At 49.9% G+C, this 25,642-nt stretch carries 21 protein-coding genes and 1 tRNA gene; 13 read left to right on the forward strand and 9 right to left on the reverse strand.

The annotated features are described in order from the left end of the window. The first annotated feature begins 2 nt into the window (after window positions 1-2). The 3 genes from L2712_RS02430 to L2712_RS02440 all read left to right on the forward strand — a co-directional run bounded on the left by L2712_RS02430 (window position 3) and on the right by L2712_RS02440 (window position 3,119). Window positions 3-911, forward strand: a complete 909-nt coding sequence (locus L2712_RS02430) for an ABC transporter permease subunit (RefSeq protein ID WP_033540125.1) — start codon at window positions 3-5, stop codon at window positions 909-911. Further along, window positions 908-1,735, forward strand: coding sequence for an ABC transporter permease subunit (locus tag L2712_RS02435; protein WP_033540124.1), 828 nt, complete (start codon window positions 908-910; stop codon window positions 1,733-1,735). Before L2712_RS02430 ends, L2712_RS02435 begins: the two co-directional genes overlap by 4 nt. 97 nt (window positions 1,736-1,832) lie before the next feature. Beyond that, the gene (locus L2712_RS02440; RefSeq protein ID WP_033540123.1) at window positions 1,833-3,119 is read left to right on the forward strand and encodes an NAD(P)/FAD-dependent oxidoreductase; all 1,287 of its coding nucleotides are present in this window, start codon (window positions 1,833-1,835) and stop codon (window positions 3,117-3,119) included. A gap of 214 nt (window positions 3,120-3,333) precedes the next feature. Here the strand turns inward: L2712_RS02440 and L2712_RS02445 are convergent, their stop codons facing one another. Further along, window positions 3,334-5,778 (reverse strand): EAL domain-containing protein, encoded by a 2,445-nt coding sequence (locus L2712_RS02445; protein ID WP_248976791.1) that lies wholly within the window; start codon window positions 5,776-5,778, stop codon window positions 3,334-3,336. A 248-nt stretch (window positions 5,779-6,026) separates the two neighbouring features. Here L2712_RS02445 and L2712_RS02450 point away from each other — a divergent pair, with 248 nt between their 5' ends. Next, window positions 6,027-9,539, forward strand: a complete 3,513-nt coding sequence (locus L2712_RS02450) for an ATP-binding protein (protein WP_248976792.1) — start codon at window positions 6,027-6,029, stop codon at window positions 9,537-9,539. Between the two features lie 32 nt (window positions 9,540-9,571). Beyond that, window positions 9,572-10,039: a response regulator gene (locus L2712_RS02455; RefSeq protein WP_248976793.1), complete on the forward strand. Its 468-nt coding sequence runs from the start codon at window positions 9,572-9,574 to the stop codon at window positions 10,037-10,039. A 64-nt stretch (window positions 10,040-10,103) separates the two neighbouring features. Here L2712_RS02455 and L2712_RS02460 read toward each other — a convergent pair. The 5 genes from L2712_RS02460 to rpsU all read right to left on the reverse strand — a co-directional run bounded on the left by L2712_RS02460 (window position 10,104) and on the right by rpsU (window position 14,838). Next, window positions 10,104-10,180 (reverse strand) — tRNA-Ile (locus tag L2712_RS02460). A 202-nt stretch (window positions 10,181-10,382) separates the two neighbouring features. Next, complete coding sequence (gene rpoD / locus L2712_RS02465) at window positions 10,383-12,221, reverse strand: RNA polymerase sigma factor RpoD (RefSeq protein ID WP_248976794.1); 1,839 nt, start codon at window positions 12,219-12,221, stop codon at window positions 10,383-10,385. Window positions 12,222-12,347: 126 nt separating this feature from the next. Further along, on the reverse strand, window positions 12,348-14,075 hold the full coding sequence (gene dnaG / locus L2712_RS02470; RefSeq protein WP_033540120.1) for a DNA primase: 1,728 nt from the start codon (window positions 14,073-14,075) through the stop codon (window positions 12,348-12,350). 97 nt (window positions 14,076-14,172) lie between these two features. Next, entirely contained in the window at window positions 14,173-14,616 is a 444-nt protein-coding gene (locus L2712_RS02475; protein ID WP_033540119.1) for a GatB/YqeY domain-containing protein, read from the reverse strand. Window positions 14,617-14,622: 6 nt separating this feature from the next. Then, window positions 14,623-14,838 (reverse strand): 30S ribosomal protein S21, encoded by a 216-nt coding sequence (rpsU, locus tag L2712_RS02480; RefSeq protein WP_006080725.1) that lies wholly within the window; start codon window positions 14,836-14,838, stop codon window positions 14,623-14,625. A gap of 334 nt (window positions 14,839-15,172) precedes the next feature. Between rpsU and tsaD the strand changes: the two genes are divergently transcribed. Beyond that, window positions 15,173-16,186 carry a tRNA (adenosine(37)-N6)-threonylcarbamoyltransferase complex transferase subunit TsaD gene (gene tsaD / locus L2712_RS02485; protein ID WP_088905245.1) on the forward strand — a complete coding sequence of 338 codons (1,014 nt, stop codon included), beginning with the start codon at window positions 15,173-15,175 and terminating at the stop codon, window positions 16,184-16,186. Between the two features lie 186 nt (window positions 16,187-16,372). On the opposite strand, the gene plsY is transcribed toward tsaD, so the two are convergent. Then, complete coding sequence (gene plsY / locus L2712_RS02490; protein WP_248976795.1) at window positions 16,373-16,984, reverse strand: glycerol-3-phosphate 1-O-acyltransferase PlsY; 612 nt, start codon at window positions 16,982-16,984, stop codon at window positions 16,373-16,375. Between the two features lie 296 nt (window positions 16,985-17,280). Between plsY and folB the strand changes: the two genes are divergently transcribed. The 5 genes from folB (at window position 17,281) to L2712_RS02515 (ending at window position 20,856) form a co-directional block, all read left to right on the forward strand. Continuing rightward, entirely contained in the window at window positions 17,281-17,634 is a 354-nt protein-coding gene (gene folB / locus L2712_RS02495; RefSeq protein ID WP_088905243.1) for a dihydroneopterin aldolase, read from the forward strand. Between the two features lie 4 nt (window positions 17,635-17,638). Further along, window positions 17,639-18,130, forward strand: coding sequence for a 2-amino-4-hydroxy-6-hydroxymethyldihydropteridine diphosphokinase (gene folK, locus L2712_RS02500; RefSeq protein ID WP_033540115.1), 492 nt, complete (start codon window positions 17,639-17,641; stop codon window positions 18,128-18,130). A 34-nt stretch (window positions 18,131-18,164) separates the two neighbouring features. Continuing rightward, a complete protein-coding gene (locus L2712_RS02505; protein ID WP_033540114.1) occupies window positions 18,165-18,965 on the forward strand; it encodes an undecaprenyl-diphosphate phosphatase in 801 nt (266 codons plus the stop codon). Between the two features lie 24 nt (window positions 18,966-18,989). After that, window positions 18,990-19,814 (forward strand): methyltransferase domain-containing protein, encoded by an 825-nt coding sequence (locus L2712_RS02510; protein WP_248976796.1) that lies wholly within the window; start codon window positions 18,990-18,992, stop codon window positions 19,812-19,814. Window positions 19,815-19,908: 94 nt separating this feature from the next. Then, the gene (locus tag L2712_RS02515; RefSeq protein WP_033540112.1) at window positions 19,909-20,856 is read left to right on the forward strand and encodes a L,D-transpeptidase family protein; all 948 of its coding nucleotides are present in this window, start codon (window positions 19,909-19,911) and stop codon (window positions 20,854-20,856) included. A 200-nt stretch (window positions 20,857-21,056) separates the two neighbouring features. Here L2712_RS02515 and L2712_RS02520 read toward each other — a convergent pair whose 3' ends face one another. Further along, the gene (locus L2712_RS02520; RefSeq protein WP_028762277.1) at window positions 21,057-21,323 is read right to left on the reverse strand and encodes an Lpp/OprI family alanine-zipper lipoprotein; all 267 of its coding nucleotides are present in this window, start codon (window positions 21,321-21,323) and stop codon (window positions 21,057-21,059) included. Between the two features lie 224 nt (window positions 21,324-21,547). Continuing rightward, a complete protein-coding gene (locus tag L2712_RS02525) occupies window positions 21,548-22,774 on the reverse strand; it encodes a multifunctional CCA addition/repair protein (protein ID WP_248976797.1) in 1,227 nt (408 codons plus the stop codon). Window positions 22,775-22,943: 169 nt separating this feature from the next. Here L2712_RS02525 and L2712_RS02530 point away from each other — a divergent pair, with 169 nt between their 5' ends. Beyond that, window positions 22,944-24,599: an ExeA family protein gene (locus L2712_RS02530; RefSeq protein ID WP_248976798.1), complete on the forward strand. Its 1,656-nt coding sequence runs from the start codon at window positions 22,944-22,946 to the stop codon at window positions 24,597-24,599. Then, window positions 24,599-25,612 (forward strand): general secretion pathway protein GspB, encoded by a 1,014-nt coding sequence (locus L2712_RS02535; protein WP_248976799.1) that lies wholly within the window; start codon window positions 24,599-24,601, stop codon window positions 25,610-25,612. The genes L2712_RS02530 and L2712_RS02535 overlap by 1 nt, the downstream gene beginning before the upstream one ends. Window positions 25,613-25,642: the final 30 nt, after the last annotated feature.

The following is a 25,642-nucleotide window of genomic DNA, read 5'->3' on the forward strand; positions in this document are numbered from 1 at the left end:
TTATGAAGAAGAAATCATTGAGGTTCCGCTTGCCCAAGGGGCAATGCTGGACCATAGGTGTGCCCTATTTTTGGCTGTTGATGTTCTTTGCCTTGCCTTTTGCCATCGTATTGAAGATCAGTTTATCGACGCCAGCTGTGTCGATTCCGCCTTATGAGGCCTTGTATCAGTATGCTGATGAGTCACTGCAGATCATGCTGAATCTGGGCAACTACATATTGATTTTCCAAGATAGTCTCTATGTAAATGCCTATTTGGGCTCCCTTAAGATGGCCTTTATCACCACGTTAGGTTGTCTGCTGATTGGTTACCCTATGGCCTATGCCATTGCCAGGGCGCCTAAACAGCACCAAACCGTGCTGATCCTCTTGGTGATGTTGCCCTCCTGGACCTCGTTTCTTATCCGTGTTTATGCCTGGATGGGGATACTGAGTAACAATGGGGTGATCAATAATGTGCTGATGTGGCTTGGGGTGATCTCTGAGCCGATTCAGATGCTGAACACTAACTTTGCCGTCTATGTGGGTATTATCTATACCTATCTGCCCTTTATGATCTTGCCCCTGTACGCCAACTTGTCTCAGCTTGATGGTAGCCTGCTAGAGGCTGCAGCGGATCTGGGCTCACGTAGCCTGAATACCTTCTGGAAGGTCACTTTGCCTTTGTCTAAGGGCGGGGTGATAGCCGGTTCCATGTTGGTGTTTATTCCTGTGGTCGGGGAGTTTGTTATCCCTGAACTGTTGGGCGGTCCTGACTCGCTCATGATAGGTAAGGTGCTTTGGCAGGAGTTCTTCAACAATCGTGATTGGCCGGTTGCTTCGTCGCTCGCCATCGTGATGTTAGCGCTCTTGATCATTCCTATTACCTTATTCCATCGTTATCAGTCCAGAAGTATGGAGAAGACGATATGAGCAACAGATTACGTAAGATGAGTTTCTCCACTCTGATGCTGTGGGGTGGCATGGCTTTCCTCTATGCGCCCATGTTTATTCTGGTCTTCTACTCTTTTAACGAGTCTAAGCTGGTAACGGTATGGGGTGGTTTTTCGGCTAAATGGTATGGCGAACTGTTTCGTGACGAGCAGATCCTCGATGCGGTGGCAACCAGTTTGAAGGTGGCGTTTTTCGCTTCGACCATGGCCGTGATTTTGGGCACCATGGCGGCATTTGTGATGACACGTTTTGCTCGCTCCTGGGGCAAGATGACACTGTCAAACATGATCACCGCGCCGCTGGTAATGCCAGAAGTGATCACGGGTCTCTCTCTGTTGCTGCTGTTTGTGCATATGGCCGACCTACTGGGTTGGCCGGCAGAGCGAGGGATGTTGACCGTGTGGATTGCCCACTCCACCTTCTGTGCGGCTTATGTTGCCGTGGTGGTGTCATCTAGGCTACGCGAGCTGGACCTCTCTATCGAAGAGGCGGCGCAAGATCTGGGGGCTACGCCTCTCAAGACCTTCTTCCATATCACAGTGCCTATGATATCGCCTGCGCTGATCGCAGGGTGGCTGCTGTCATTTAGCTTATCGCTCGATGACTTAGTGATCGCCAGCTTTGCCTCTGGGCCGGGCGCGACGACACTGCCTATGGTGGTTTTCTCCTCGGTACGTATGGGGGTTTCGCCAAAAATCAACGCACTAGCGACCTTGATCATATTGATCGTTTCGCTTATCGCCTTTATCTCTTGGTATATGGCAAGACGCGCCGATAAACGCAGTCGTATGGCTAGCGACTAGGCTCGCCACTTTCGTGTTTCGCTCAAGATAACAGGTCGCCGCGCCGCGGCGCCTGTCAAATGCAACCCATTAATTATAACGATTCAGGGTGAATGATATGACCTGTACACCTCACGCAAATTCCTATTATGCGGCGTCAGCCAATAACAAACAGTTGCGGGACAAACTCAGCGACAACATAGAGACGGATGTCTGTATTATCGGCGCCGGTTACACCGGGCTTTCCTCGGCGATACATCTACTGGAGGCGGGCTTTAAGGTCACAGTACTGGAGGCCGCCAGAGTCGGTTTTGGCGCCTCTGGACGAAACGGTGGCCAGATAGTTAACAGCTTCAGTCGCGATATCGACACCATAGAAAAGGTGGTTGGGACTGAACAAGCCAAGCTGTTTGGTCAGATGGCCTTTGAAGGGGGGCGTATCCTCAAAGGGCTGGTAGCAAAATATAATATCCAGTGCGATCTGAAAGATGGCGGCGTGTTTGCGGCGCTGAACAAGAAGCAGATGGGCCACCTCGAGGCTCAAAAAGCCCTGTGGGAGAAGCATGGACACCTTGGTCACCTGGAGATGCTCGATGCTAACGCTATTCGCGGTGTGGTGGATACCGAGCGTTACGTGGGTGGCCTGCTAGACAAGAGTGGCGGCCACATTCACCCGCTTAATCTGGCGCTGGGTGAGGCCGATGCGGTGGAATCCTTAGGTGGTCAGATTTTTGAAGACTCAGCGGTTATTCGCGTCGATCAGGGCGATAGTCCTGTGGTGCATACTCAAGAGGGCTCTGTGAAGTGCAAGTTTGTTATCGTTGCCGGTAACGCCTATCTCAAGGGGCTGCTGCCAGAGTTACAAGCTAAGTCAATGCCTTGCGGTACTCAGGTGATCACCACTGAACCTTTGGGTGATGAGCTGGCGCATTCGCTTTTACCACAAGATTACTGTGTGGAAGATTGTAATTATCTGCTGGATTATTTTAGGCTTTCTGGCGACAAACGTCTCATCTATGGCGGTGGTGTGGTTTATGGTGCCCGGGATCCTGCCGATATCGAGGCGATTATCCGCCCTAAGATGCTGGCAACCTTCCCACAGCTTAAAGATGTGAAGATAGATTTTACCTGGACGGGTAACTTCCTGCTGACACTGTCGCGCCTGCCACAGGTTGGGCGTATCGGCGGTAATATCTATTACTCTCAGGGCTGCAGTGGCCATGGGGTGACTTATACCCATCTGGCGGGGCAGATTCTAGCAGAGACCATCAATGGTCAGGCTAAGCGTTTCGATGCCTTTGCGCAGCTACCTCACTATCCTTTCCCAGGTGGTCACTTGTTGCAGGTGCCCTTCTCGGCTATTGGTGCCTGGTACTACACTATGCGCGATAAATTAGGCGTTTAGCCTGAGTAATAAAAAGCCCGCATCTAGCGGGCTTTTTGTTGTCAGGTTAACCCTTTTCACGGGATTAGAGTGAAGGGCTGTCATTAATGTGAGCGGCACGGCGTGTGGTTTTCGGAGGACCTAATGCGCTTGGGGAGTCAGTATTTGCTTTAGATTGATGATGAAAGGGCATGTACCTGTGGGGTCAAGCTTGTGACAGCTGCTGGTATGCTTATCATAGTAAGCTATTGAACTCATCGAGGGGCAGCGGCTTACTAAACAGATAACCCTGTCCTTGCTCGCATTCCAGTTCGATCAGTTTCTCCAGCTGTTTGCTATTCTCTATGCCTTCGGCGATCAGTTTAAGCTTGAGGGACTTACCCAGACGAATTACGGCTCTGACGATATCCAGGCTCTGATCGTCTTCAAACATATCTTTGACGAAGGACTGATCTATCTTCAAGGTGTTGACTGGGAAAAACTTAAGGTAGCTTAGGCTTGAATAGCCTGTGCCAAAATCATCGATGGCGATAGTTAATCCTAAGGCGGAGAGAGTATTGAGTACGCTAAGGGCCTCGTCAAAATCATACATTAAGGCGCTTTCTGTCACCTCCAGTTCCAAGTAGCGACTTAATAGCCCTGTCTCTTCCAACACTTTGGCGACTTCATCACAGAAGTTGGGATTGGTAAATTGCTTAGCGGCAATATTTACTGCTACTTGCATAGGTCTCCCTCTGTCTTGCCAAGCTTTCGCGGCAACACAACTCTTTTTTAAGATGATCTCACCGAGCTGGTTGATAAGCCCGGTCTCTTCAGCCAGTGGGATAAAGTCGAGAGGGGAGATGAGCTTGCCGCTAGGATCGCGCAATCTGGCTAGGGCTTCGGCGCCAATGATCTCTTGGGTCTGTAAATCGACCTTAGGCTGTAAGTAGACCTCTATCGATTCAGTGTCGATGGCATTTCGCACTAGGGTGATCAGTTTGTGGCGCTTGAGTAGTTCACGCTCCAAATCTTCAGAAAAATAACAGAAGCGATTGCGGCCCAGATCTTTGGCGCGGTACATGGCGGCATCGACATGGGTCATTAATTCCTCAGGCCTGAGGGCATCTGAGGGGTAGATGCTAATACCGACACTGGCCGAGAGGGTATATTCCTGGCCCTCGATTCGAAATGGCGTATTGAGGCTATGGACAATGTCGGTGGCGATGGAATCGACCTGGCTGGTGGAGGTCAGAGAGGGCAGTAGCAGGATAAACTCATCCCCGCCTATTCTGCCTAAGGTGGCATTGGGATCGATTAAGGATTGCAGGCGTTTGGCCACCTGCTTTATCACCTGATCGCCATAGCTATGACCCAGCGAATCGTTAAGGTATTTAAAGTGGTCAATATCGATAAGCAGCAGCGCCACACTCATATTGTAGGAGTCGGCTACCGCACAGGCGTGATTTACCCTGTCATGGAGCAAGATACGATTGGGAAGATCCGTTAACTGGTCATGGTTGGCCAGATGGCTCATCTTGAGTGACATGGCCACAGATTCGCTACAGTCGTGAAACACCATGATACCGCCAGTGACATTGCCTTCGCTATCTGTGATAGGGGCGGCGGAATCCTCAATATGGAAGGTCGTGCCATCTAAGCTTGTTAGCTGGCAGTTGAGTGCCATGGCGACATTGCGTTTTTCTTTGATGGCTATGGTCACAGGGTTGGCGCCACGATACTTGGTCTTAGCGTCACACTGGTCCATCACCTGATCTATGTGCAGGCCAATAGCATCGCGACATACCCAGCCCGTTAGCCGCTCGGCGATGGGGTTCATAAAGGTGATTATTGAATCGCAGTCTGTAGCAATGACGGCATCACCAATGGCGTTAAGCATGATCTTAAAACGACGGTTTTCTATGTCGAGTTGGTTTTTGGCGCGTTTAATGGAACTGATGTCTGTCAGGGTCAAGAGTAGGCCAACAAGCTGCCCCTCATGCTTTCGTATCGTAAGATGTGCTTGGGCATCGGTGATCTCATGCTGGTTGTTTGGGAGGCTGACCTCAAATTGATGTTTCAGTTTGCCGCTGTTGATGCACGAGAGCATCTTCTCATAGAGGTTTTTGGGCAGCAGGCTTGAGGCGGGTTTGCCCAGAGCGTCATGAGGGGTAATTTCAAACCATTTGCCATTGTAGTCATTATGAAAACGATTATGCAGATCCTTTGACCAGTAGGAGATAAAGGAAGGGATCTGATTCACCAGTGCCTGCATATCCTGGCGTGCCTCTATGATGGCTTGTTCCTGGCGTTTTAGTAACAAGTGGTTTTTGATTCGTAATCGACAGTTATCGAGATTGATAGGCTTACTGATAAAGTCGATACCACCTAAACTGAGCGATTTATATTCGAAACTGCTCTCACTATGGGCGGTGACAAAGATCACCGCGCTATTGCAGGTTTTAGGATTGTTTTTGAGCCGCTTACACATCTCAAAGCCGTTTATCTGCGGCATTTCGATATCTAATAGTATGATGGCAGGCTGGTGTTGCTCGGCTTTGTCCAGCGCGTCCTGGCCGCCAGTACTGCAGATGATTTCGGCAAGATCGGTGAGGGCTTGCTCTAGGAGATGTAGATTTGGCCCCTCATCATCAACAACTAATATTTTTTGTCGGGTTGCTATGTCGGTGCCGAAAAGCATAGAAGAATTCCTTTTCAAATCTGCCGCCTATATCTATATTAGCTGACTATAATCAATTTACTTAGGAAATTTACCGCACAGCAGCAAAACGAGTATAAATACTACCTTAGGCTGATTTATAGACAGGGAGATGCCTATTATCTCACTGATTATATGCGGTATCTTTTAGCCCTTTAACTGGGACAAAAGTTAGCCTCATTATAGTAGCCCTCGGCTGAAGCATTGGATGATTAAAAGGAGTTAGTTCCATGGTGCGACAGATCTCTCGAATATCATCCCTGTTTGGCGCCCGTTCACTGCTCCCCCTCTCTTTAGTCGCCGTCTTAATGGTGGCGCTGATCATCATTGTCTTGTTTGAGTCCCGGTTAAATAGCAATGTCATCGGTGGTGTGCGCGCCAACTTGTCGGATATTAGCGAGCAGGTCAATAATCAAGCGCAAGGTAGGCTGACAAGTTATATCAATAGTTTACGGTTTTTATTTGAGACGCCGCCCATCTCAGGCCTGTCCAGGGCAAAGGCAAATCAAGGTGTCGATCCTGTGGATGGCACTCAATACGGCCAGTGGCGTCGCCGCCTCGAGACAATCTTTGTCGCCTTCTTACAAAATAATCGTGAATATGAGCAGTTGAGGGTGCTAAATGCCGAGGGGATGGAGCTGGTGAGGGTCGACAGGCACGCAGGAGGGGTACATGTGATACCTGATGCAAGCCTTCAGAATAAGCGCGATAGAGACTATTTTAAGGCGAGTCAGACACTGCAAAAAGGCGAGATCTATACGTCTCCTATCACCCTAAATAGAGAGTTTGGCAAGATTGATTACCCCTATCGACCTATGCTGCGTCTGGCAAAACCGATATTTGACGATGCGGGGCAGCGCTTTGGTTTCTTAATCGTCAATATAAACGCCTATAACCTGCTGGAAACGTTTGAAGCATTTGTGCCAACACCCTATGAACTGATTTTGACCGACAGCCAAGGGTATTTTTTACTACATCCCGATAGTGAGATGCGCTTTAGCCGTGACCTTAACCCCGAGCAGGTTTGGTCTAAGCATTATCAAGTGGCTAAGGCGTTATCACGTCAATTTGAACTCGTGGTAGACACTTATCATGAGGATAAGCTCTACTATGCTTTTAACCGAACCATTAGTTTATCAAATGATGCCCTGAGTGGGCGCCTAACGGCCACTTTGATGGCCCCTCGGAGCTATGTAAAGGAGCTGGCTATTGGCCGGCGCGTCAGTGTCTATTCTTTCATGTTGATCATCGGGGTGCTGTTTCTTTTTGTGGTGTCTATCTTGGGACGCAGTGCGCGAAACAGTATGGCGCTGGCTAAAGAGAAGGCGCAGTCCGCGGCGATTATTCATGGCTCTCAAGATGCCATCATAGGGGTGAGTAATAGTGGTCATATCAACAACTGGAACCGAGCGGCGGAGTTACTGTTTGGCTATGATGTTGATTATGCTAAAAGGCACTCTATCAACGAGTTGACGTTAGTGCCTGAGCATGATTTGAAGGACTTAGTTGCCAAGGCTAATCACGGCAATAACACCCTAACCTTTGATGCTAAATTGCCCATGAGTGAGGGGGAAAGTCGGGAGTTGTTTGTCTCTGTTTCGCCAATCATAGGGGAGAATAAGCAGGCGCTGGGGGTCGCGTTTATTTTTCGTGATGTCTCCATTGAGAAGCAGGCGGCCAGGAAGATCCGACAGGCCAATGCCGAGTTGGAAAAGAAAGTTGCCATTCGCACCCAAGAGTTGCAAAAGGCTAGCCATGTGAAGAGTACCTTTATCTCTAACATTAGTCATGAGATGAGAACACCGCTTAACGGTATTGTCGGCACCTTAAACTTGATGAGAAAGGAGCCGCTGAGCGAGCGTCAGAAGCGTTATCTGGAGATGGCTGAGGTTAGTGTTAATGGCCTCTCTAGCTTAATTAACGATGTTTTGGACCTCTCCAAGATTGAGGCTGGCAAACTTGATTTGGATATCAGTAGCTTTAACCCCATAAATTTGGTTGAAAGTATCTGTAGCAGTATGGCGGTAAAGGTTCAAGAGAAGGGCGTAGAGTTCATCATAGATGTGATTGACCTGCGCTGCCAGAGTGTAGTGAGCGATCCTCATAGGCTCTCGCAGATATTAACCAATCTGGTTAATAACGCGATCAAGTTTACTGACCGTGGCTATATCAAGGTAAAGGCCTATAGCCGACTCAAAGAGACGGGCGAGCTTGAGTTTATCTGTGAGGTGTCAGATACAGGTATAGGGATTGCCAAAGAGAATCAAGCTAAGCTCTTTAGTGCTTTTTCCCAGGCAACTTCCAGTATCGCCGCTCAGTACGGTGGCAGCGGACTCGGTTTATCTATCTGTAAGGAGTTGAGTGAACTCTTACATGGCAAAATGAGTTTCGAGTCGACGGTGGGGAAGGGAAGTTGCTTTACCTTTTCCATGCTACTTGGGCAGCAGGACTACCAGCTGATGGCCACGGAACCCGTGCTCCAAGATGTACCCTGCTGCGTGCTATTGGAGCATCCTGAGCAGCAGGCTTGTGTCGAGGCTGCAATCTCGCGGCTTGGCGGCACGCTGGTCTCCCAGGAGATCTTTAAAGAAAGCCTTAACCAACAGGGCACAGAGACGCACAACTTGCCTCAGGTGCTTATTCTTGAACAGTGCCACGCTTTGTTGATGGAACTCGATAGCCGATGGCCTGAGCTCGCCGAAAATCATGAAAGTCTCCCCCGGGTGTTGGCATTTCAAAAGAGTGCTGAGCAAAATAAGTCGCTGGATAATATCGTGCTCGAATACCTCAATAATCCGCTGCTTTTTTCCGAGTTAATGCAGAAATTTGGCGGTGGGAAAAGCTTGGTATTGATTGAGAAATATCAAAATGTGGATGAGCAGCGTAGCTTAGGCGAAGAGGAGATGAAGCGTCTTCAAGGCGCACGGGTGTTAGTGGTCGACGATAATGAGATCAATATCGAAGTGGCCATCGGGATCCTGTCTGACTTACCGCTTGAGTTTATTAAAGCCACCAATGGTCAGGAGGCCCTTGAGCAGCTCGCTCAATGCGGTGAGGGGCATCAGGTGGATTGCATCTTAATGGATTGTCAGATGCCGGTACTCAATGGCTATGACTGCACCAGGGCTATCCGCGCAGGAAAGGCCGGCGATCTGTTTATCAATATCCCCATCATCGCCATGACTGCCAGCGCCATGATGGGAGAGCGCGACAAGTGTATCAAGGCGGGGATGAATGATTACATCACTAAGCCTATTGAGGCTCAGCGCCTGTTTGAAAAGGTGTGTGACTGGCTTTTGTCCACCACAGGTGGGGAGGGGAAACCTCCTAAGCTGGTGGCATCTGAATTGCCAGATAAGGTGTCCAATAAGGATGAAGAGTATGTCTGGAATCGCAAGCAGGCGCTCAATCGCCTAATGAATAACGAAGTGCTGTTTGGCGAGATCTGTCAGATGTATTGTGAGAGTACACCGACACAATTGGATGAACTGGAAGCTGCCATTGATGCCAAGGCTTTTGAGCAGGTGAGACAGTTGAGTCACAGTCTTAAGGGGCTATCGAGTAGCATAGGCGCGATACAGTTGCAGGAGTTGTTTCTTAGCCTTGAAACGGAGGCGAAAATGAAAAACAGTGACAAGCTAAATCAACTGTTTAAGGGAGTGAACCCCTGTTATCAAGCCTTAATAAGCCGCTTGCAAGATGAACCTATATCCAACAACGAGGCGAAGAATGCGTCATTGTAGGCATCTGTACAATTTGGGAGTAAAGGATTTCGATGGAGTTAAATAATGATTTGTACCCATTAGTTTTTTCTCGAAAGGGACGCATACTGATCGTCGATGATATGCAGGTTAATATCATCATTTTACGGCAGCTGCTGAGCCAGACCAATGAAATTGCCACAGCGTTAAATGGCGAGGAGGCGTTAAGCCTGTGCCAAAGCTTTAAGCCGGATCTGATTCTGTTAGATATTGAGATGCCCGGAATGTCGGGCTTTGAGGTGTGCCAGCGCTTAAAAGCCGATCCCAATACTCAAGGAATTGCCGTAGTGTTTGTTTCGGCCCATCACGATGAAGAGCAGGAGATGCGCGGTTTTGAGTTAGGGGGCGTTGATTTTATTCACAAGCCGATCAATGGGGTGATCACCCAGGCGAGAGTGAATAATCAGCTGATGTTGAAACGCCAATCTGAGCTGTTGAAGTCTATGTTACAGCCGGAGAAGAGTGCTAAGGATCCGGATTAAAAAAGAGTGGCAAAAATGGGAAACAAAAAAGCCTGCATAGGATGCAGGCTTTTTTGTTTTAAATTGGTGGCCCCTCACAGACTTGAACTGTGGACCTAACGATTATGAGTCGTGTGCTCTAACCAACTGAGCTAAGGGGCCGACTTAGGATAGTCGTCACTATCGAAAGCGCAAAGAAGTATACGAGGTTTAAAAGCGCTTGTCACCACTGATTTGGCAAGAATTCTAAACTTTGAATTCAACTGCTTATCTGTTGTTCAATCAGCTTTCGCTGTTGGTTGAAAAATAGAAAAGCCAGCCCTAGGGCTGGCTTTCATCGAGAAAGAACTCAGGTCAATCTGGTTTATTCATCCAAGAAAGACTTAAGGATCTCTGAGCGAGAAGGATGACGTAACTTACGCAGTGCCTTAGCTTCAATCTGACGAATACGCTCACGGGTCACATCGAACTGCTTGCCCACTTCCTCTAGGGTGTGGTCTGTGTTCATGTCGATACCGAAACGCATACGCAGTACTTTAGCTTCGCGAGCCGTTAGGCCGGCAAGCACTTCGTGGGTCGCATTCTTCAGACTCTCACCTGTAGCGCTGTCTAATGGCAGCTCGAGGGTGGTATCCTCGATAAAATCACCTAAATGCGAATCTTCATCATCGCCGATAGGGGTTTCCATTGAGATAGGCTCTTTGGCAATCTTCAGCACCTTGCGAATCTTGTCTTCCGGCATCAACATACGCTCGGCCAGCTCTTCAGGTGAAGGCTCGCGTCCCATCTCTTGCAGCATCTGACGAGAGATACGGTTAAGTTTGTTGATGGTTTCGATCATATGAACCGGAATACGAATGGTTCTGGCCTGGTCGGCAATCGAACGCGTGATCGCCTGACGGATCCACCATGTCGCATAGGTCGAGAACTTGTAACCACGACGGTATTCAAACTTATCCACCGCCTTCATCAGGCCGATGTTACCTTCCTGGATCAGATCCAGGAATTGCAGACCACGGTTGGTGTACTTCTTGGCGATAGAAATAACCAGACGCAGGTTAGCCTCAACCATCTCTTTCTTAGCGCGGCGAGCCTTGGCTTCACCGATAGACATACGACGGTTGATATCTTTAATAGCCGCAATTGCCAGACCGGTTTCATTCTCGATAGCATCGAGTTTAGCACGGCAGCGTTGTACATCTTCTGCAACCATCTGCAGGCCTTCAGAATAAGGCTTCTTGGCCGCGATCTCGTCGTTGAACCATTCGATGCTGCTTTCGTTAGTGGTGTAAACCTTAACGAAGTTTTTCTTTGGCATCTTAGCTTGTTCAACACATAGCTTCATGATGAGACGCTCTTGAATACGCACCTTATCCATCATTTCACGCATGCTCTTAACTAAGCGGTCAAACTGCTTAGGTACCAGGCGGAACTCTTTGAAGATTTCACCAATCTGGAATAGGGCTGCGGTCGATTCAGGGTGCTCGCGTCCTTTCTGCTCAATCACTTTCAGGGCGTTTTCATGGGCCTGGCGTAGCTGAGTGAAACGCTCTCGCGCCTCTTCTGGATCCGGTCCCTTTGGCGAATCGTCTTCATCGCTATCGTCATCTTCGTCTTCGTCATCGTCTTCGTCGTCGAGATCGTCATCCGAAAGTTCCGAGCCGATGTGAGTGGCCGTTGGGGCAACATCTTCAGCGTTGGGGTCAACAAATCCAGAGATAATGTCTGATAGTCTGACTTCTTCAGCTTCATAGCGATCATATTGCTCAAGGATCATGGCGATCGCTTGAGGATATTCGGCTACAGAGGCTTGAACCGTGTTGATCCCTTCTTCAATTCGCTTGGCAATAACGATTTCGCCTTCGCGGGTCAGAAGTTCAACCGTACCCATTTCACGCATGTACATACGTACGGGATCTGTGGTACGCCCTAGCTCAGCTTCAACCGTAGCCAGTGCTGCGGCAGCTTCTTCGGCAGCATCTTCATCGGTGCTGTCTTCAGACATCATGATCTCATCGGCATCCGGCGCCTGCTCATAGACGCGAATACCCATGTCATTAATCATCTGGATAATATCTTCGATCTGATCTGAATCGACCATATCTGCAGGCAAGTGATCATTCACTTCTGCATAGGTTAAATAACCTTGCTCTTTACCTTTGGCAAGCAACAATTTAAGTTGCGACTGCGGAGTCTGCTCCATAGATATCATCCAAGTTGGGTAACTGTTACAACGACGGGCAACGAGTGCCGCACAAATCGTCAATTATAGCCGTGTGCACTGTGCTGTGCTAGTCCAAGTGTTTACTTTTGCGAGATAAATTATGCTCTAAGTTTGTCCTTGGATTACTGCTATGAGCTTTTTAAGTTGCATCCGCTCTTCTTTAGTATGGTGCTGTTTTAAGCTCAATTCCTGATAACGTTGCTCAATATATTGATTATTCAACCATATCAGGGCTTTTTTGAACTCTTGCTGAAGGTTTTCATCCGCCACTTGATGCTCCCATTGGGCTAGTTTTTTCAAGGTGGCGAGTTGTTCATCGCCCCTGAACTGTTCAAGTAGTTGTGCGCTGTTAACCTTCTCCGCGCGAGTTCTGTCGAGTAAGAGGGTGAGCAAATCTATGCCCGCCATCTTGATATGTTTTAGCGCTGGCTGCACCGGCAGGTTATTGCCTAGGTGCGGGTGCTGTACCAACAGGGCGATGGCTAATCGCAATGGGGTACCGCGTCCTTTGAGCGCTTTGTTTTGCAGAGGCTTTTTCGCATCAATGCGTTTGAAGCCCAGTTTTCGCTGCAATTCTTCCGCACTGTTCATGCCGAGTTTATAGGCCAGATTTTCCAGCAGTAAACTCTGCAGCACAGTGTCTTGTACTTTTTCAATCAGGCTCATGGCTTGTTTGGCCAGGGTGCCCTTATCTGTGCCATAGCGCGTGGCTAAGGTGTCAAACAGAAACTCGGGCAGCAGTTTTGCCTTTTCGATAAGCTGTTCAAAAGCTGGTTTGCCAATTTGGCGAACCAGTGAATCAGGGTCTTCACCTTCAGGTAAAAACATAAACTTGACCTGATCGCCTGGTTTGAGCAGTGGCAGGGCAGTTTCCAATGCGCGCCAAGCAGCTTCGGTGCCGGCCTTATCGCCGTCATAACAACAGACGACCTCTTTGGCGCTGCGTAGCAGCAGCTGAAATTGATCTGCTGTGGTCGAGGTGCCCAGTGATGCTACCGCATAGTCGACCCCAAATTGTGCCAGTGCTACGACGTCCATATAGCCTTCAACAATCAGGATCTGATTCGGCTCCCTGTGTCTCTGTTTGAGTTCATACAGGCCGTAGAGTTCATAGCCCTTATGAAATATGGGCGTTTCAGGCGAATTCAAGTACTTTGGCTTACCATCGCCCAAGACCCTGCCGCCAAATCCTATGACTCTGCCACGACGGTCTCGAATGGGGAACATAAGGCGATCACGAAATCTGTCGTAGCGTTTGCCACCCTCGTTTTCGATCACCATGCCCGCGGTCAGTAGCTTGTCCTGGGCATCCTGACTCTGGCGATAACGGCTGAGCAGGCCATCCCAACCCTCGGGGGCAAAACCGATATTAAAGTGTTCTATCACTTCGTTTGACAGGCCACGATGCTCGAGATAATCGAGCACTTTTTGTTTATCTGTATGTTGCTTAAGCTGATTTTGGAAAAAGCGACTTGCCTCTTCCATTAATTGGTAAAGATCTCGGCTTAAGCCTTCGTCACGGCGTTTACCCGTGCCTTTCTCTCTCGGTACATCCAGACCCAAACGGCCGGCCAACTCTTCAATGGCGTCGACAAAGTCCAGTCGCTCATATTCCATGACAAAATCGATGGCATTACCATGGGCGCCACAACCGAAGCAGTGGTAAAACTGTTTATCTCGACTAACAGTAAATGAGGGTGACTTTTCGCTATGAAAGGGGCAACAGGCAGAGTGATTTTTGCCCGCCTTTTTCAGGGGGACCTTAGCATCGATAAGATCGACTATATCGGTGCGAGCTACAAGCTCATTGATAAACTCACGAGGTATCGCCATTGCTGTATAAATGCCGCCTTTTCGCGAAATTAAACCGAAAGAGTAGAAACAAACAAGCCGTGCGTAGGCACGGCTCATTCATACATTGGACTTAAGGTTACTTGAGTTTTGCCTTGATCAGAGCGCCTATTGACGCCATATCAGCTCGCCCTTGTACCTTAGGTTTCAATGCTCCCATTACTTTGCCCATATCCGCCATGGATGATGCGCCTACCGCTTGGATAGTCTCATCAACTAGCGTGGCAACTTCCTCTTCAGAAAGCGGCTTAGGCAGGAAAGTCTCGAGGACTCGAATCTCTCCGGCTTCAGCTTGCGCTAGTTCGTCTCGGCCTGCCGCTTCATATTGAGCGATAGAGTCGCGACGTTGTTTTACCATTTTGGTTAAGACCGCTATGGCTTGCTCATCATTCAGCGTCTCGCGGCTATCCACTTCGATCTGTTTGATGGCAGCCAGTGCCATACGAATAGTCCCAAGGCGCACCTTATCTTTGGCGCGCATGGCTTCTTTCATCTGGTCTTTTAGCTGATCAACTAGGCTCATAAGAGATTAGTATAAACGTACGCGACGCGCGTTTTCACGAGAAAGCTTCTTAGCAAGACGCTTTACTGCAGCAGCTTTAGCGCGCTTACGTGCAGTAGTTGGCTTCTCGTAGAATTCACGAGCACGAACGTCGGCTAAGATACCAGCTTTTTCACAAGAGCGCTTGAAACGACGTAAAGCTACGTCAAATGGTTCATTTTCACGTACTTTAATAATTGGCATACGCCATCACCCCTTAGGTGTAGTTTGTATTGAGTTAATTTCTTAACCCAAGTTAATTTAAAAATGGTGCGGAATTCTATACCGACCGTCGACCTTTTGTAAACCCCTTTGTCGCGATCCTTTTTGGGATCTTTTGCAGAGGTACAGGTTAAAGTTTAGCATTCTCTGCTATTGATATCATGGTCGGTTTGCCTGAGGAGGTGTGTGATTGCCTGTACCTGTGGGGCTTTGCCGAGGTTTTACTTGATGTTAGAGGCAAAAACTAAGTCGATTGGTATTTCCGTCGGCGAGCAGGTAAAATTGTCCGCCACTTTATTCAGGTAGATTTGGAAAAATGCGAGTTATAGGTATAGAGACATCTTGTGATGAGACGGGTATCGCCGTGTATGACGACGAAAAAGGCCTGTTATCTCATACGCTTTACAGTCAAGTGAAACTACATGCCGACTACGGCGGTGTAGTGCCTGAGCTCGCGTCGCGCGATCATGTGCGTAAGATCATTCCCCTTATTAAGCAGGCGCTGAAAGACGCTGATTCAACTCAGGATGATATCGACGCCATTGCCTATACCAAAGGGCCCGGATTAGTGGGAGCACTACTTGTCGGCGCCTGTGTTGGCCGCTCATTGGCCTTTGCTTGGGGGAAACCCGCGGTGGGCGTACATCATATGGAAGGTCACTTGCTGGCGCCTATGCTGGAAGATGACGTACCTGAATTTCCTTTCTTGGCCCTGTTGGTCTCTGGTGGTCACTCTATGATGGTGGCTGTTGAGGGCATTGGGCGCTATGAGGTGCTGGGAGAGTCTGTGGATGATGCCGCAGGTGAAGCCTTCGATAAGACGGCTAAGCTGATGGGGCTCGATTATCCAGGTGGGCCGAGACTCTCTAAGCTTGCCGCTAAGGGCGAGCCCAACTGTTACCGCTTCCCGCGGCCGATGACAGATCGCCCTGGGTTGGACTTTAGTTTCTCTGGTCTGAAAACCTTTGCCGCTAATACCATCGCCGATGAGCCAGATGATGAGCAGACGCGCGCTAATATCGCCCGCGCTTTCGAAGAGGCCGTGGTCGATACCTTGGCCATTAAATGTAAGCGCGCCTTGAAACAGACGGGCTATAACCGTTTGGTGATTGCCGGTGGCGTGAGTGCGAATACCCGCCTGCGTGAGAGCCTGGCCGAGATGATGCAGTCTTTAGGCGGCAAGGTTTACTACCCAAGGGGCGAGTTTTGTACCGACAATGGCGCCATGATTGCCTATGCGGGCATGGCGCGCCTTAAGGCCGGACAGGTTGAGCCTTTGGCGGTTAAAGGGATGCCGCGCTGGCCGCTGGACTCCTTACCACCAGTATAAATGACATGAAAAAGGCGACTGTGAGGTCGCCTTTTTTCTCTTTGTATTTTGGCCTGTCACCAGCTATTTGCGCTTGGTGGGGACTGAAGTTATCTGCACTGAACTCAAGGGCACGGATTTGCGGCTGTCGATAGTCATTGGTGAGTATCAGTCTGAGTGATATCAGAGATCGACAAGGCCCTTTGGCTATTCGTCGCTGGCTCGTTTTTTACGCGACAGCTTAGATTCTTCGCCCTTACGCAGCCGATGGATATTTTCCCTGTGACGTATGACGATGAGCAAGGAGAGCATGGCGACGGGCAGGGTAAAGCGCTCGTCAAAATACCAGGTGTAGATTGGCGCCAGCAGGGCGGTAATAATCGCCGCCAGTGAAGAGTAGCGACAGATGAGTACCAATATGACCCAGGTCGCGATAAGGGCCAGCGACAGATCGGCGCCTATGGGGGCCATGGCACCGAACGCGGTGGCAACCCCTTTGCCACCCTTAAACTTAAAGAAGATAGGAAAGATATGGCCCAAGCAGGCCGCGATGGCGATTAAACCGAGAGAAACGGCATCTACACCGAGGCGAAAGGCTAAATAGGCAGGCGCAGCACCTTTGAGCATATCGAAGAATAACACCATGGCCGCGGCACTGGCGCCACCGATACGTAGTACATTAGTTGCCCCTGGGTTACCTGAGCCTTGGCTACGGGGGTCTGGTAATCCCCTGAGTCGACAAACTAGCACGGCACTGGATATCGACCCCGCCAGATAGGCAGTCAATATCAGCGCTAGAGTCAGCAGCGTTAAGCTCAAATTGGTTTCCTTATCCTTCTTAAGGTATTATCCCGCCCTAGTTATTGAGGCGACCGGCTAAACCTTGTATTTTACGCACAGGTTGATTGGGCTTATGTAGTGACAACGGGCTTGACGCGACCGTTTTCTTATCCCTGTTTCGTTGTCATTACAGTCGCTTATCCTACTTGGGTTTTTGGCTGTACGAAAGGGGAAATCACAGATATCTGTGTAATCACGCCATTATAACCATATTGGTCGTTGTAGCTTATTAGACCTCTTCTATTACCTAATTTTGTTGCCTATCGGGAGGCATTATGGACAAGGTGCTTATTTCACAGCTTAAAGTCGAAACCGTTATCGGTATTTATGAGTGGGAAAAGCAGATCCATCAGAACCTGCTGATCGATCTCGAAATGGCTTGGGACAACAGTTTAGCGGCGGCCAATGATGATTATCAGCATGCCCTGTGTTACGAGACTGTCTCTAACCGTCTGACCGCGCTAATTACCGAAAAGCCGATAGAACTGATTGAAACCGTGGCGCAGATTTGTGCCGACTGTGTGATGAAGGAGTTCGATGTGCCCTGGGTGAAGGTGAGGGTGATGAAACCCGGTGCAGTGCCCAGTGCTCAGGCGGTGGGTGTCGAGATAGAGCGAGGTCATCTGTAGACTCATGGCTCGTATTTTTATCAGTATCGGCAGTAATATTCATCCAGAGCGTTACTTTAACGCGGCCTTAAAGGCGCTGGCTGAGCATTTCGATAACCTGTGTCTCTCCAGCGTGTTTGAAAGTGAAGCAGTTGGCTTTGATGGTAGCAATTTTCTCAACATGGTAGTTGGCGCCGACACGCAACTTAGCATTGCTCAGGTGGTCGCTCTGTTTAAGCAGATAGAGTCAGACAATGGCCGCCTGCCAGGCGCGAAAAAGTTTAGCCCCCGTACCTTAGATTTGGATCTGCTGCTCTATGACGACTTGGTGACCGCATCGCCCATCGTGCTGCCAAGAGCTGAGATCACCACCAATGCCTTCGTGCTCTGGCCGCTGGCGGAGATTGCCCCTGAGAGGGTGCATCCGGTCGCACAGCTTTCCTACCAGACTCTGTGGGATAATTATGATAAGTCACAGCAGAAGCTCTGGCCTATCGAGTTTCAATGGTCCTATTAATTTCATTACCCGACCTAAACCTTAAAGGATAATCATGGATATTTTTCAGGTAATTGTTTTGGCCCTGATCCAAGGCCTGACTGAGTTTTTACCTATTTCGAGTTCGGCGCATCTTATTTTGCCGGCGCAGTTACTGGACTGGCAGGACCAAGGACTGACCTTTGACGTGGCAGTCAATACAGGTTCTCTGTTAGCCGTAGTGATCTACTTTCGCCGTGAGTTATTTTCCATGTTTACCGCCTGGACCGGCAGCCTAGTGTCACGGGAGCAGACCCAGGAGAGCAAGCTTGCCTGGTGGATCATCTTAGCCACCATACCGGCGGTGATTGTCGGCTTTACCGCCAAAGACTTTATCTCGACTCATCTGCGTAATATCGAGGTGATCGCCACCACGACCATAGTGTTTGGTTTGCTGCTGTGGTGGGCCGATAAGCTTAATCGTGAAGGATTTAACGAGTTTCAGGTGGGCTGGAAGAAGGCGCTGCTTATTGGTATCGCCCAGGCGATGGCATTGATCCCTGGAACCTCTCGCTCTGGGGCAACCATTACCGCGGCGCTGGCGTTGGGGCTAAGCCGTGAAGCAGCAGCGCGTTTCTCATTTTTGATGTCTGTGCCTGTGAGTCTGGGGGCGGCGATCTTAGTGGTTAAAGATCTGCTTTCCAGTCAGGAAGCGATAGATTATCAGGCGCTAATCATCGGGACTGTGCTCTCCTTTGTTGCGGCCTATCTTTGTATCCACTACTTTTTGAAGATCATCAGTCGTATGGGGATGACACCTTTTGTCATCTATCGTTTAGCCTTAGGCGCCGTATTGTGTGTCGTTATTTTTGCCTGATCGCCTAGGCCATAAGAGATCATCATGAAGAGTCATTATTTGTGCCCCCTTTGTCACAGCCCATTGCATGTTCATAAGGCATCCGAGGGACTGCACTGCGCCAACAAGCATCATTTCGATAAGGGAGAGCAAGGTTACTGGGTCTTTAGCCAAGCCAAGAAGCCGCATCTGGATAGTCGTCAGTTAATGCGCGCAAAACACTTCCTGTTGGAATCTGGCATTTTCACGCCGGTTGTTGAGGCGATGCAGCGTCAGTTGAGTGCGTTGACTCCGGCAGAGACAACCCTTAGTCATCTCGATTTCGATTGCGGCGAAGGCTATTACCTAAGGGCGCTGGCAGCTGTTTTCGAAGCCCTATCCCTCACGGTATCGCAAACCGGCATCGCAGAAGCGGAGAACGCCCTGTTTGTGGCGGCTAAGGCGCAATCGGGGGCTAGCCTGATCCAGAGTCAGTTAAAAAAACTCCCTTTTGAAGATGCCAGTTTCGACTTGGTGACCTTGATTGATAAGCCGCTTAAGGGTAAAGAACTGCTTAGAGTGTTAAAGCCGGGCGGGCATCTGATGTGGTTGTCGCCTGGGCCGCGGCATCTGTGGCAGATAAGAGAGTTTATCTACCCTAATTTAGTCGAGAAAGGCGGTGAGCCGCAGCAGCCCAGTGGTTTGACCTTAGTGGCAAGCGAACACATTCGCTTTAATTTGGACATTAACGGTGAGCAGGCGCTAACGCTACTTGAAATGACGCCTTATGCCTGGCGCGCAAACGATAAGGTCAAGCGGCAAATCGCCCAGCATGACTTTGCGCAGCTTGAGATCGATCTCTACCTCACCTTAGCGACTAAGGATGCCTAGTGGGGCGGGTGACATTAACCGCCACTAGAAAATCGCCACGGCTCGGGTTACTCTTTGAGCCAATCATTCACTTAACTTTTGGAAACCAGTATTGATGATGCGTAAATTGCTGTTGCTCATCTTGAGTCTCGCACCACTGCAGTTACTTGCCAATGTTTATTCCCTGCCAGCCGACGGTGGACGTCTTATCGGCGAGCTGCAAACCCATGTGGTGCAGAAGGGGGATTACTTCAAGACCATCGCCGATAAATACAATATTGGGATCTTAGAGTTGATGGAAACCAATCCTGGTGTGGACCCCTTTCTGCCGACACCAGGCACAGAACTGGTGATCCCTACTCAGATGTTGCTGCCGGATGTACCGCGTAAAGGGATAGTGATTAACTTGCCAGAGTTGCGCCTCTACTATTACCCCAAAAATGGTCGCGAGGTGCATGTCTTCCCTGTGGGCATAGGTCGTATCGGCCGTGAGACCCCCGAGATGACCACTAAGATCAAGGCGCGTATTCCAAATCCAAGCTGGACTCCGCCGGCGAGTCTGCGCGCCGAACATCTGCGCGAGCGCGGTGAGGTCTTACCGAGAGTGGTGCCAGCAGGTCCTGACAATCCGCTTGGAAAGTATGCGATGCAGCTTTCTTATGGTGATGGTAGCTATCTTATTCACGGTACTAATAAAGATTTTGGTATCGGCATGCGGGTAAGCGCCGGCTGTATCAGGCTGAATCCAGATGATATTGAGTGGTTATTCCACCAGTCTAAATATGGCGACAGTGTAAGAGTGATTAACCAAACGGTTAAGATCTCCTCAGAGCCAGATGGCCGTCAGATCATCGAGGTACATTCGCCGTTATCTGAGTCAGAAGATCAGCCGCGAGAGAAGGTGATTAGCCTGAGCAGTAAGATTGTGAAGTTTATTAGCCAAGAAGGGGTCGACAACACTAAGGCCAATGATGCCCTGTTGACTCAAAACGGTATTCCTATGGTAATTTCCGCACCATCGTTAACCGCATCGCAAGAGACTGATATTACGCCAGAAGGCTGATAGCCAGAGCTAAAATGATTTTATTAAGGCGTCCTCAGGGGCGCTTTTTTTATGTTTAGAAACGATATCGTTTACTGACATTGATGGCGCTGAAGAGATTTGAGATTCAGAAAGTAAAGCTGGAGAGATTCGAGAATTAGCGGTTTGAAGCAGAAGGGAAAATATATCGGCAACACAGAAGTGTTGCCGATACAGACAAATTACTTCTTGTAAGAAGAAGCGATGTTGTCGATGCGATCGTTAGCACGCTTAGCTTCAGCTTGTGCGTCCATAGCAGCAGCTTTTGCATCTTTAACGTCTGCAGAAAGAGCGCCTTGCTCAGACTTAAGAGAGCTAACTTCAGCTGACAATTGATCAACCTTGTTGCCTAGGTTCGCAACGCTTTCTTCTAGAGCAGTAGTGTTCGCGCAACCACCAAGAAGGGCAGTCATTGCTACGCCAGCAATCATCAGTACTTTTTTGTTCATTGGGAAATCCCTTTAAATAAGTTGGATTGAGTTGGAGCAGCCGAAAAGTACAACTGCAACTGGTTAATTATGTCATAGCTATTTTATTTTGCTATGAATTTCCACCCTAAGGCCGTAATACAATATCTCATGAGTATCCAAAATCAAGTTTGTCGAGCTTTTTTGCCTAAATTTTGGCTAGTCGTCACTAAATATTAACTTTCCTTTATCGTTACATTTGCTTTCTAGGGCAGGCTGGCCTTGTGCTCACTAATCAGAGTGACGCGGCGTTTTTGTAATTCGGCTTTGATTTCAGCACCTTTAAATCCGGCCTCTATGATGGGTTTGATCTCGACGCCCTGAGCGAGTGTAAAACAGTACCGAATATAGTCAGCTTGGGGGTATGGCATCTGCTCCAGCCCTGTGCGTCCTTTGATATCAGCTTCACAGGCCAGTAGCAGTTGCTCCAGTCGCTCAGGCTTACGCCACAGGTCTGCCTTGTCGAATAGCTTGACTAAGGTCTCAGGCCTTAGTTCGAAGGCTTTGTGGACATTCTGATGCTGATCGCTCACCAAGAGCGCCAGATCCCGGTAGTCGTTGGGGACGCGAATGCGCTCGCACAGGGCCCTGATGAGCGGCAGTCCCTTCTGTCCATGACCATGGTGCTTAGGAAGTTGATCCTTGGGTGACAAGGCCTTACCAAGATCATGCACTAAGGCCGCGAAACGCACGCGTTTATCTTGGCTGAGGTGCGCTGCCTGCTCCAGTACCATCAGGGTGTGAATGCCGGTATCTATTTCTGGATGCCACTTTTCGGGCTGGGGGATACCGAACAGCGCCTCTAGCTCGGGAAAAAGGATGCCCAGGGCGCCCGCCTCTCTGAGCACCTCGAAAAACACCTGAGGCGCTTCTGTACTCAGGGCTTTGTCCAGCTCCTGAAAAATTCGCTCCGCGGTCAGGGCTTCTAACTCACCACTCTTGGCTATTTCTTGCATCAAGGCCAGGGTTTCGGGAGCAACACTAAAGTCTAAAGAGTGAAAGCGGGCGGCGAAACGGGCCACTCGCAGTACTCGTAGAGGGTCTTCAACGAATGCCTGGGAGACATGTCTGAGTAGGCGCTTGTCGATGTCGGCCTGACCGTCGTAGGGGTCATACAGTTGGCCCTGCTCGTCCTGAGCGATGGCGTTAATGGTGAGATCCCGTCTGAGCAGATCTTCTTCTAAGGTAACATCCGGCGCTGCATAGACGCTAAAGCCGCCATAGCCTAGCCCTGTCTTACGCTCGGTGCGCGCCAGGGCATATTCCTGCTGGGTCTTAGGATGGAGAAAAACAGGGAAGTCTTTGCCCACCTGTTTATAGCCTTTGGCAAGCATCTCTTCTGGGGTCGCGCCTACCACCATGTAGTCACGATCTTTTATGGGAATGTTGAGTAACTGGTCGCGGACGGCGCCGCCAACTAAATAGGTCTTCACGTATCACCAAAGCGTCTCTTTAAATCTATGTGGTTAGCTTATCATGGCATGGCAGCTAAGCCTTACTGTTTCGCCTCTGCGTGGCCGCAATTATTTGGGGGGAAGTTTTGACAACGTCTCCCCTAGGGATTAATTTGAACCGTCATTATTATTTTAGGACTGAGGCTGCATGTACAAGGCGTTTTACGGACTAAGCGATAACCCGTTTTCGATCGCACCCAATCCTCACTATCTGTTCTTAAGTGACAGACATCGCGAGGCGTTGGCACACTTAACCTATGGATTGGGTGAAACAGGCGGATTTGTGTTGTTGACCGGCGAGGTGGGTACTGGCAAAACCACTGTCTCCCGCAGCCTGCTCAATCAACTGCCTGACAATACCGATACAGCCTTTATCCTCAATCCTTCACTGACCGAGCTTGAGCTGCTGGCCACCTTGTGTGATGAACTCGGGGTGCATTATGGCGAGTCGCCAACCCTGAAACAGCTGACCGATCAGTTAAGCCAGTTTTTACTCGCCAATCATGAGAAAGGGCGTAATACCGTGCTGATCATCGACGAGGCGCAGCACCTGCGCGCCGAGGTGTTAGAGCAGCTCAGGCTATTGACCAATCTGGAAACAGATACCAAGAAGCTGTTACAGGTGATCCTTATTGGGCAGCCCGAGCTGCAACAGCTGCTCAAGCGTCAGGAGCTGAGGCAGCTGGCTCAGCGTATTACCGCCCGTTATCATCTGTTACCTTTAACTCAGGATGAGATCGCCCTCTATGTGCAACACAGGTTGCAGGTGGCCGGCCGCCATGAACCACTGTTCCATCGCAGTGCCATTAAGGCGCTGCATCAATACAGTGGCGGTATTCCGCGGCTGATTAACCTACTGTGTGAGCGCGCCTTGATGGCGGGCTATGCTCAGTCTAAGGTGCCTATCGATGCCAATATGGTGAGAACCGCCGCCAGCGAAGTCTTGGGCGAGGAGATTAAGCCACGCAAGTTTTTCTGGCCAGCCACGGCGGCGACTCTGGTTGTGGCAACTTTTGCCGGGGCTTTTTACCTGTTTAACTTGCAGGGACAGGCGGGCAGCGTGCAGGCAAGTGAACCGTCTGCTGCCGCAAACACGACTCAGGAGCCGGTTAAGACTCAGGTGGCTAGTCAGGTCACTCGCCAGCAAAATGAAGCCAAGGATGCAGCCTTGAGTGCAGATCAACGCATACTGCGCCAGGCGATAGCCCAGAGCCGTGATATCGATACCGCCTACGCCAGTATTCTGGGGGTGTGGGATAAGGCGCCTTATGTTGGTTTGACCGCTTGTCAGTCAGCCAAGCAGCAGGGGCTAGATTGTTTCCAGCAGCAGGGCAACTGGCACTCCTTGGTGAGGCTCAATTATCCGGCAGTGGTCTATCTTCAAGATCAACAGGGTGAACCTTTCTATGGCACTGTGGTTGCCCGTCAGGGAGAGCAGTTGCTGTTGCAATTGGCGGAGCAGCAGTTATGGGTCGACAGAGACTGGTTTACCCGCCATTTTAGCGGCACCTTTGAGATCCTATGGCAGGCGCCGAGTTATCAACCTAAGGAGATAGGCCGCACAGCTTCAGCGGCGCAGATCCAGTGGCTGGAAAATGCCTTGGCGCAGATCCAACACAAGCCGCCTCGGCTGGTGGAATATTTCGATGCCGAGCTTGAGCAATCTCTGATGGAATTTCAGCGTCAGCACGGTCTGCGAGCCGATGCCATTGCGGGCAGCCAGACCTTAGTGCAACTGAATCTCTACCTCAGCGACAAAGGCCCTAGATTGCAAGAGGGATTGCAAGGCGAGGGACGTTACTAATGTCTATCTTACTCGATGCTGTGACACGGGCGAAACAGCAAGAGCAGCCGCTGGATCCTGTGATAACCCCTAGGGCTCAGTATCAGGCGATGCAGCCTAAATGGCCTTTGGCGCTAAAGTTTGGCCTGCTGGGTACGGCTCTGGGCGGCGCTGTTGCGCTGGCTTGGCTCTTTAGTAGCCAGGGTCCCTTCTCCTCATCACAGGGGGTTAAGCTGAGCAGTGAAAGTGCGCTGCAACCAGCTGCAATGCAGACTCAGGCAGCGCCTAAGCCTACGAGCGAATCCCAGAGCATGACTCAGCCTTTGCCAATAACGCAAAGTAGGTCGCCGAATCCTGGTGTTAAGCTGGCCGGTAAGGTGGCCCTGCCTGTGCCCCTTGAGCGCCCACTTGCTCAGCCGCCAATATCGAGCCGTCCAAGTGTGACTGCTCAAAGCTCTGCAGTGGAGCCTTCGGTTATCAGAGAAGCCGAGCCGGTTAATTCGCTGGCACAAGTCAGTGCTGAAGAACCCATTATGTTAGGGGCCAACACCAATCAGCGTGGCCGTGAGCTGCTTAATTCTCTTAAGGCCCAGGTTGATGAAGCCGCCGCCGATGTTGGACTCGAGGTTGAACCAGCGCCGCAGCAGGAGTCTGAAGTGATTAAGCCTCGTCAGGCGGTGAAAGACAGCAGCAAGTTGGTGGCAGCCTTTGAGGCGGCGCTTAAAGAGGTTGAGAAGGAAAACGCGATTGCCACCCCGGTGACTGAGCCCAAGCTCGACCCTATCCCTGCGGATAAACCTGATGACCTGCCTAAATATGGCCAATTGCCAGCAGGGGTTCAGCTGCAGGTGCCAGAGTTTAATATTCTGGCTCATGTGTATGCCAACGATCCTAATAATCGCTGGTTGAATGTGGATGGCGCCGAGTTGCAACAGGGTGACATGATTGGCGGTAAACTTAAGATTGTCGAGATACGGCCAAGAGATGTCGTGCTGGAAGTGGCCGGTACCGAGTTTAAGGTGCCTGCTATTTAGTGAGCTCCTATGCTGACATCACAGGGCCAT

This window comes from Shewanella marisflavi (assembly GCF_023283925.1).
GTDB lineage: Bacteria > Pseudomonadota > Gammaproteobacteria > Enterobacterales > Shewanellaceae > Shewanella > Shewanella marisflavi.

Bases quoted from the DNA above. Each gene is read 5' to 3' on its own strand.
- L2712_RS02430 (WP_033540125.1), top strand. From the start codon at position 3: ATGAAGAAGAAATCATTGAGGTTCCGCTTGCCCAAGGGGCAATGCTGG.
- L2712_RS02435 (WP_033540124.1), top strand. From the start codon at position 908: ATGAGCAACAGATTACGTAAGATGAGTTTCTCCACTCTGATGCTGTGG.
- L2712_RS02440 (WP_033540123.1), top strand. From the start codon at position 1,833: ATGACCTGTACACCTCACGCAAATTCCTATTATGCGGCGTCAGCCAAT.
- L2712_RS02445 (WP_248976791.1), bottom strand. From the start codon at position 5,778: ATGCTTTTCGGCACCGACATAGCAACCCGACAAAAAATATTAGTTGTT.
- L2712_RS02450 (WP_248976792.1), top strand. From the start codon at position 6,027: ATGGTGCGACAGATCTCTCGAATATCATCCCTGTTTGGCGCCCGTTCA.
- L2712_RS02455 (WP_248976793.1), top strand. From the start codon at position 9,572: ATGGAGTTAAATAATGATTTGTACCCATTAGTTTTTTCTCGAAAGGGA.
- rpoD (WP_248976794.1), bottom strand. From the start codon at position 12,221: ATGGAGCAGACTCCGCAGTCGCAACTTAAATTGTTGCTTGCCAAAGGT.
- dnaG (WP_033540120.1), bottom strand. From the start codon at position 14,075: ATGGCGATACCTCGTGAGTTTATCAATGAGCTTGTAGCTCGCACCGAT.
- L2712_RS02475 (WP_033540119.1), bottom strand. From the start codon at position 14,616: ATGAGCCTAGTTGATCAGCTAAAAGACCAGATGAAAGAAGCCATGCGC.
- rpsU (WP_006080725.1), bottom strand. From the start codon at position 14,838: ATGCCAATTATTAAAGTACGTGAAAATGAACCATTTGACGTAGCTTTA.
- tsaD (WP_088905245.1), top strand. From the start codon at position 15,173: ATGCGAGTTATAGGTATAGAGACATCTTGTGATGAGACGGGTATCGCC.
- folB (WP_088905243.1), top strand. From the start codon at position 17,281: ATGGACAAGGTGCTTATTTCACAGCTTAAAGTCGAAACCGTTATCGGT.
- folK (WP_033540115.1), top strand. From the start codon at position 17,639: ATGGCTCGTATTTTTATCAGTATCGGCAGTAATATTCATCCAGAGCGT.
- L2712_RS02505 (WP_033540114.1), top strand. From the start codon at position 18,165: ATGGATATTTTTCAGGTAATTGTTTTGGCCCTGATCCAAGGCCTGACT.
- L2712_RS02510 (WP_248976796.1), top strand. From the start codon at position 18,990: ATGAAGAGTCATTATTTGTGCCCCCTTTGTCACAGCCCATTGCATGTT.
- L2712_RS02515 (WP_033540112.1), top strand. From the start codon at position 19,909: ATGATGCGTAAATTGCTGTTGCTCATCTTGAGTCTCGCACCACTGCAG.
- L2712_RS02520 (WP_028762277.1), bottom strand. From the start codon at position 21,323: ATGAACAAAAAAGTACTGATGATTGCTGGCGTAGCAATGACTGCCCTT.
- L2712_RS02530 (WP_248976798.1), top strand. From the start codon at position 22,944: ATGTACAAGGCGTTTTACGGACTAAGCGATAACCCGTTTTCGATCGCA.
- L2712_RS02535 (WP_248976799.1), top strand. From the start codon at position 24,599: ATGTCTATCTTACTCGATGCTGTGACACGGGCGAAACAGCAAGAGCAG.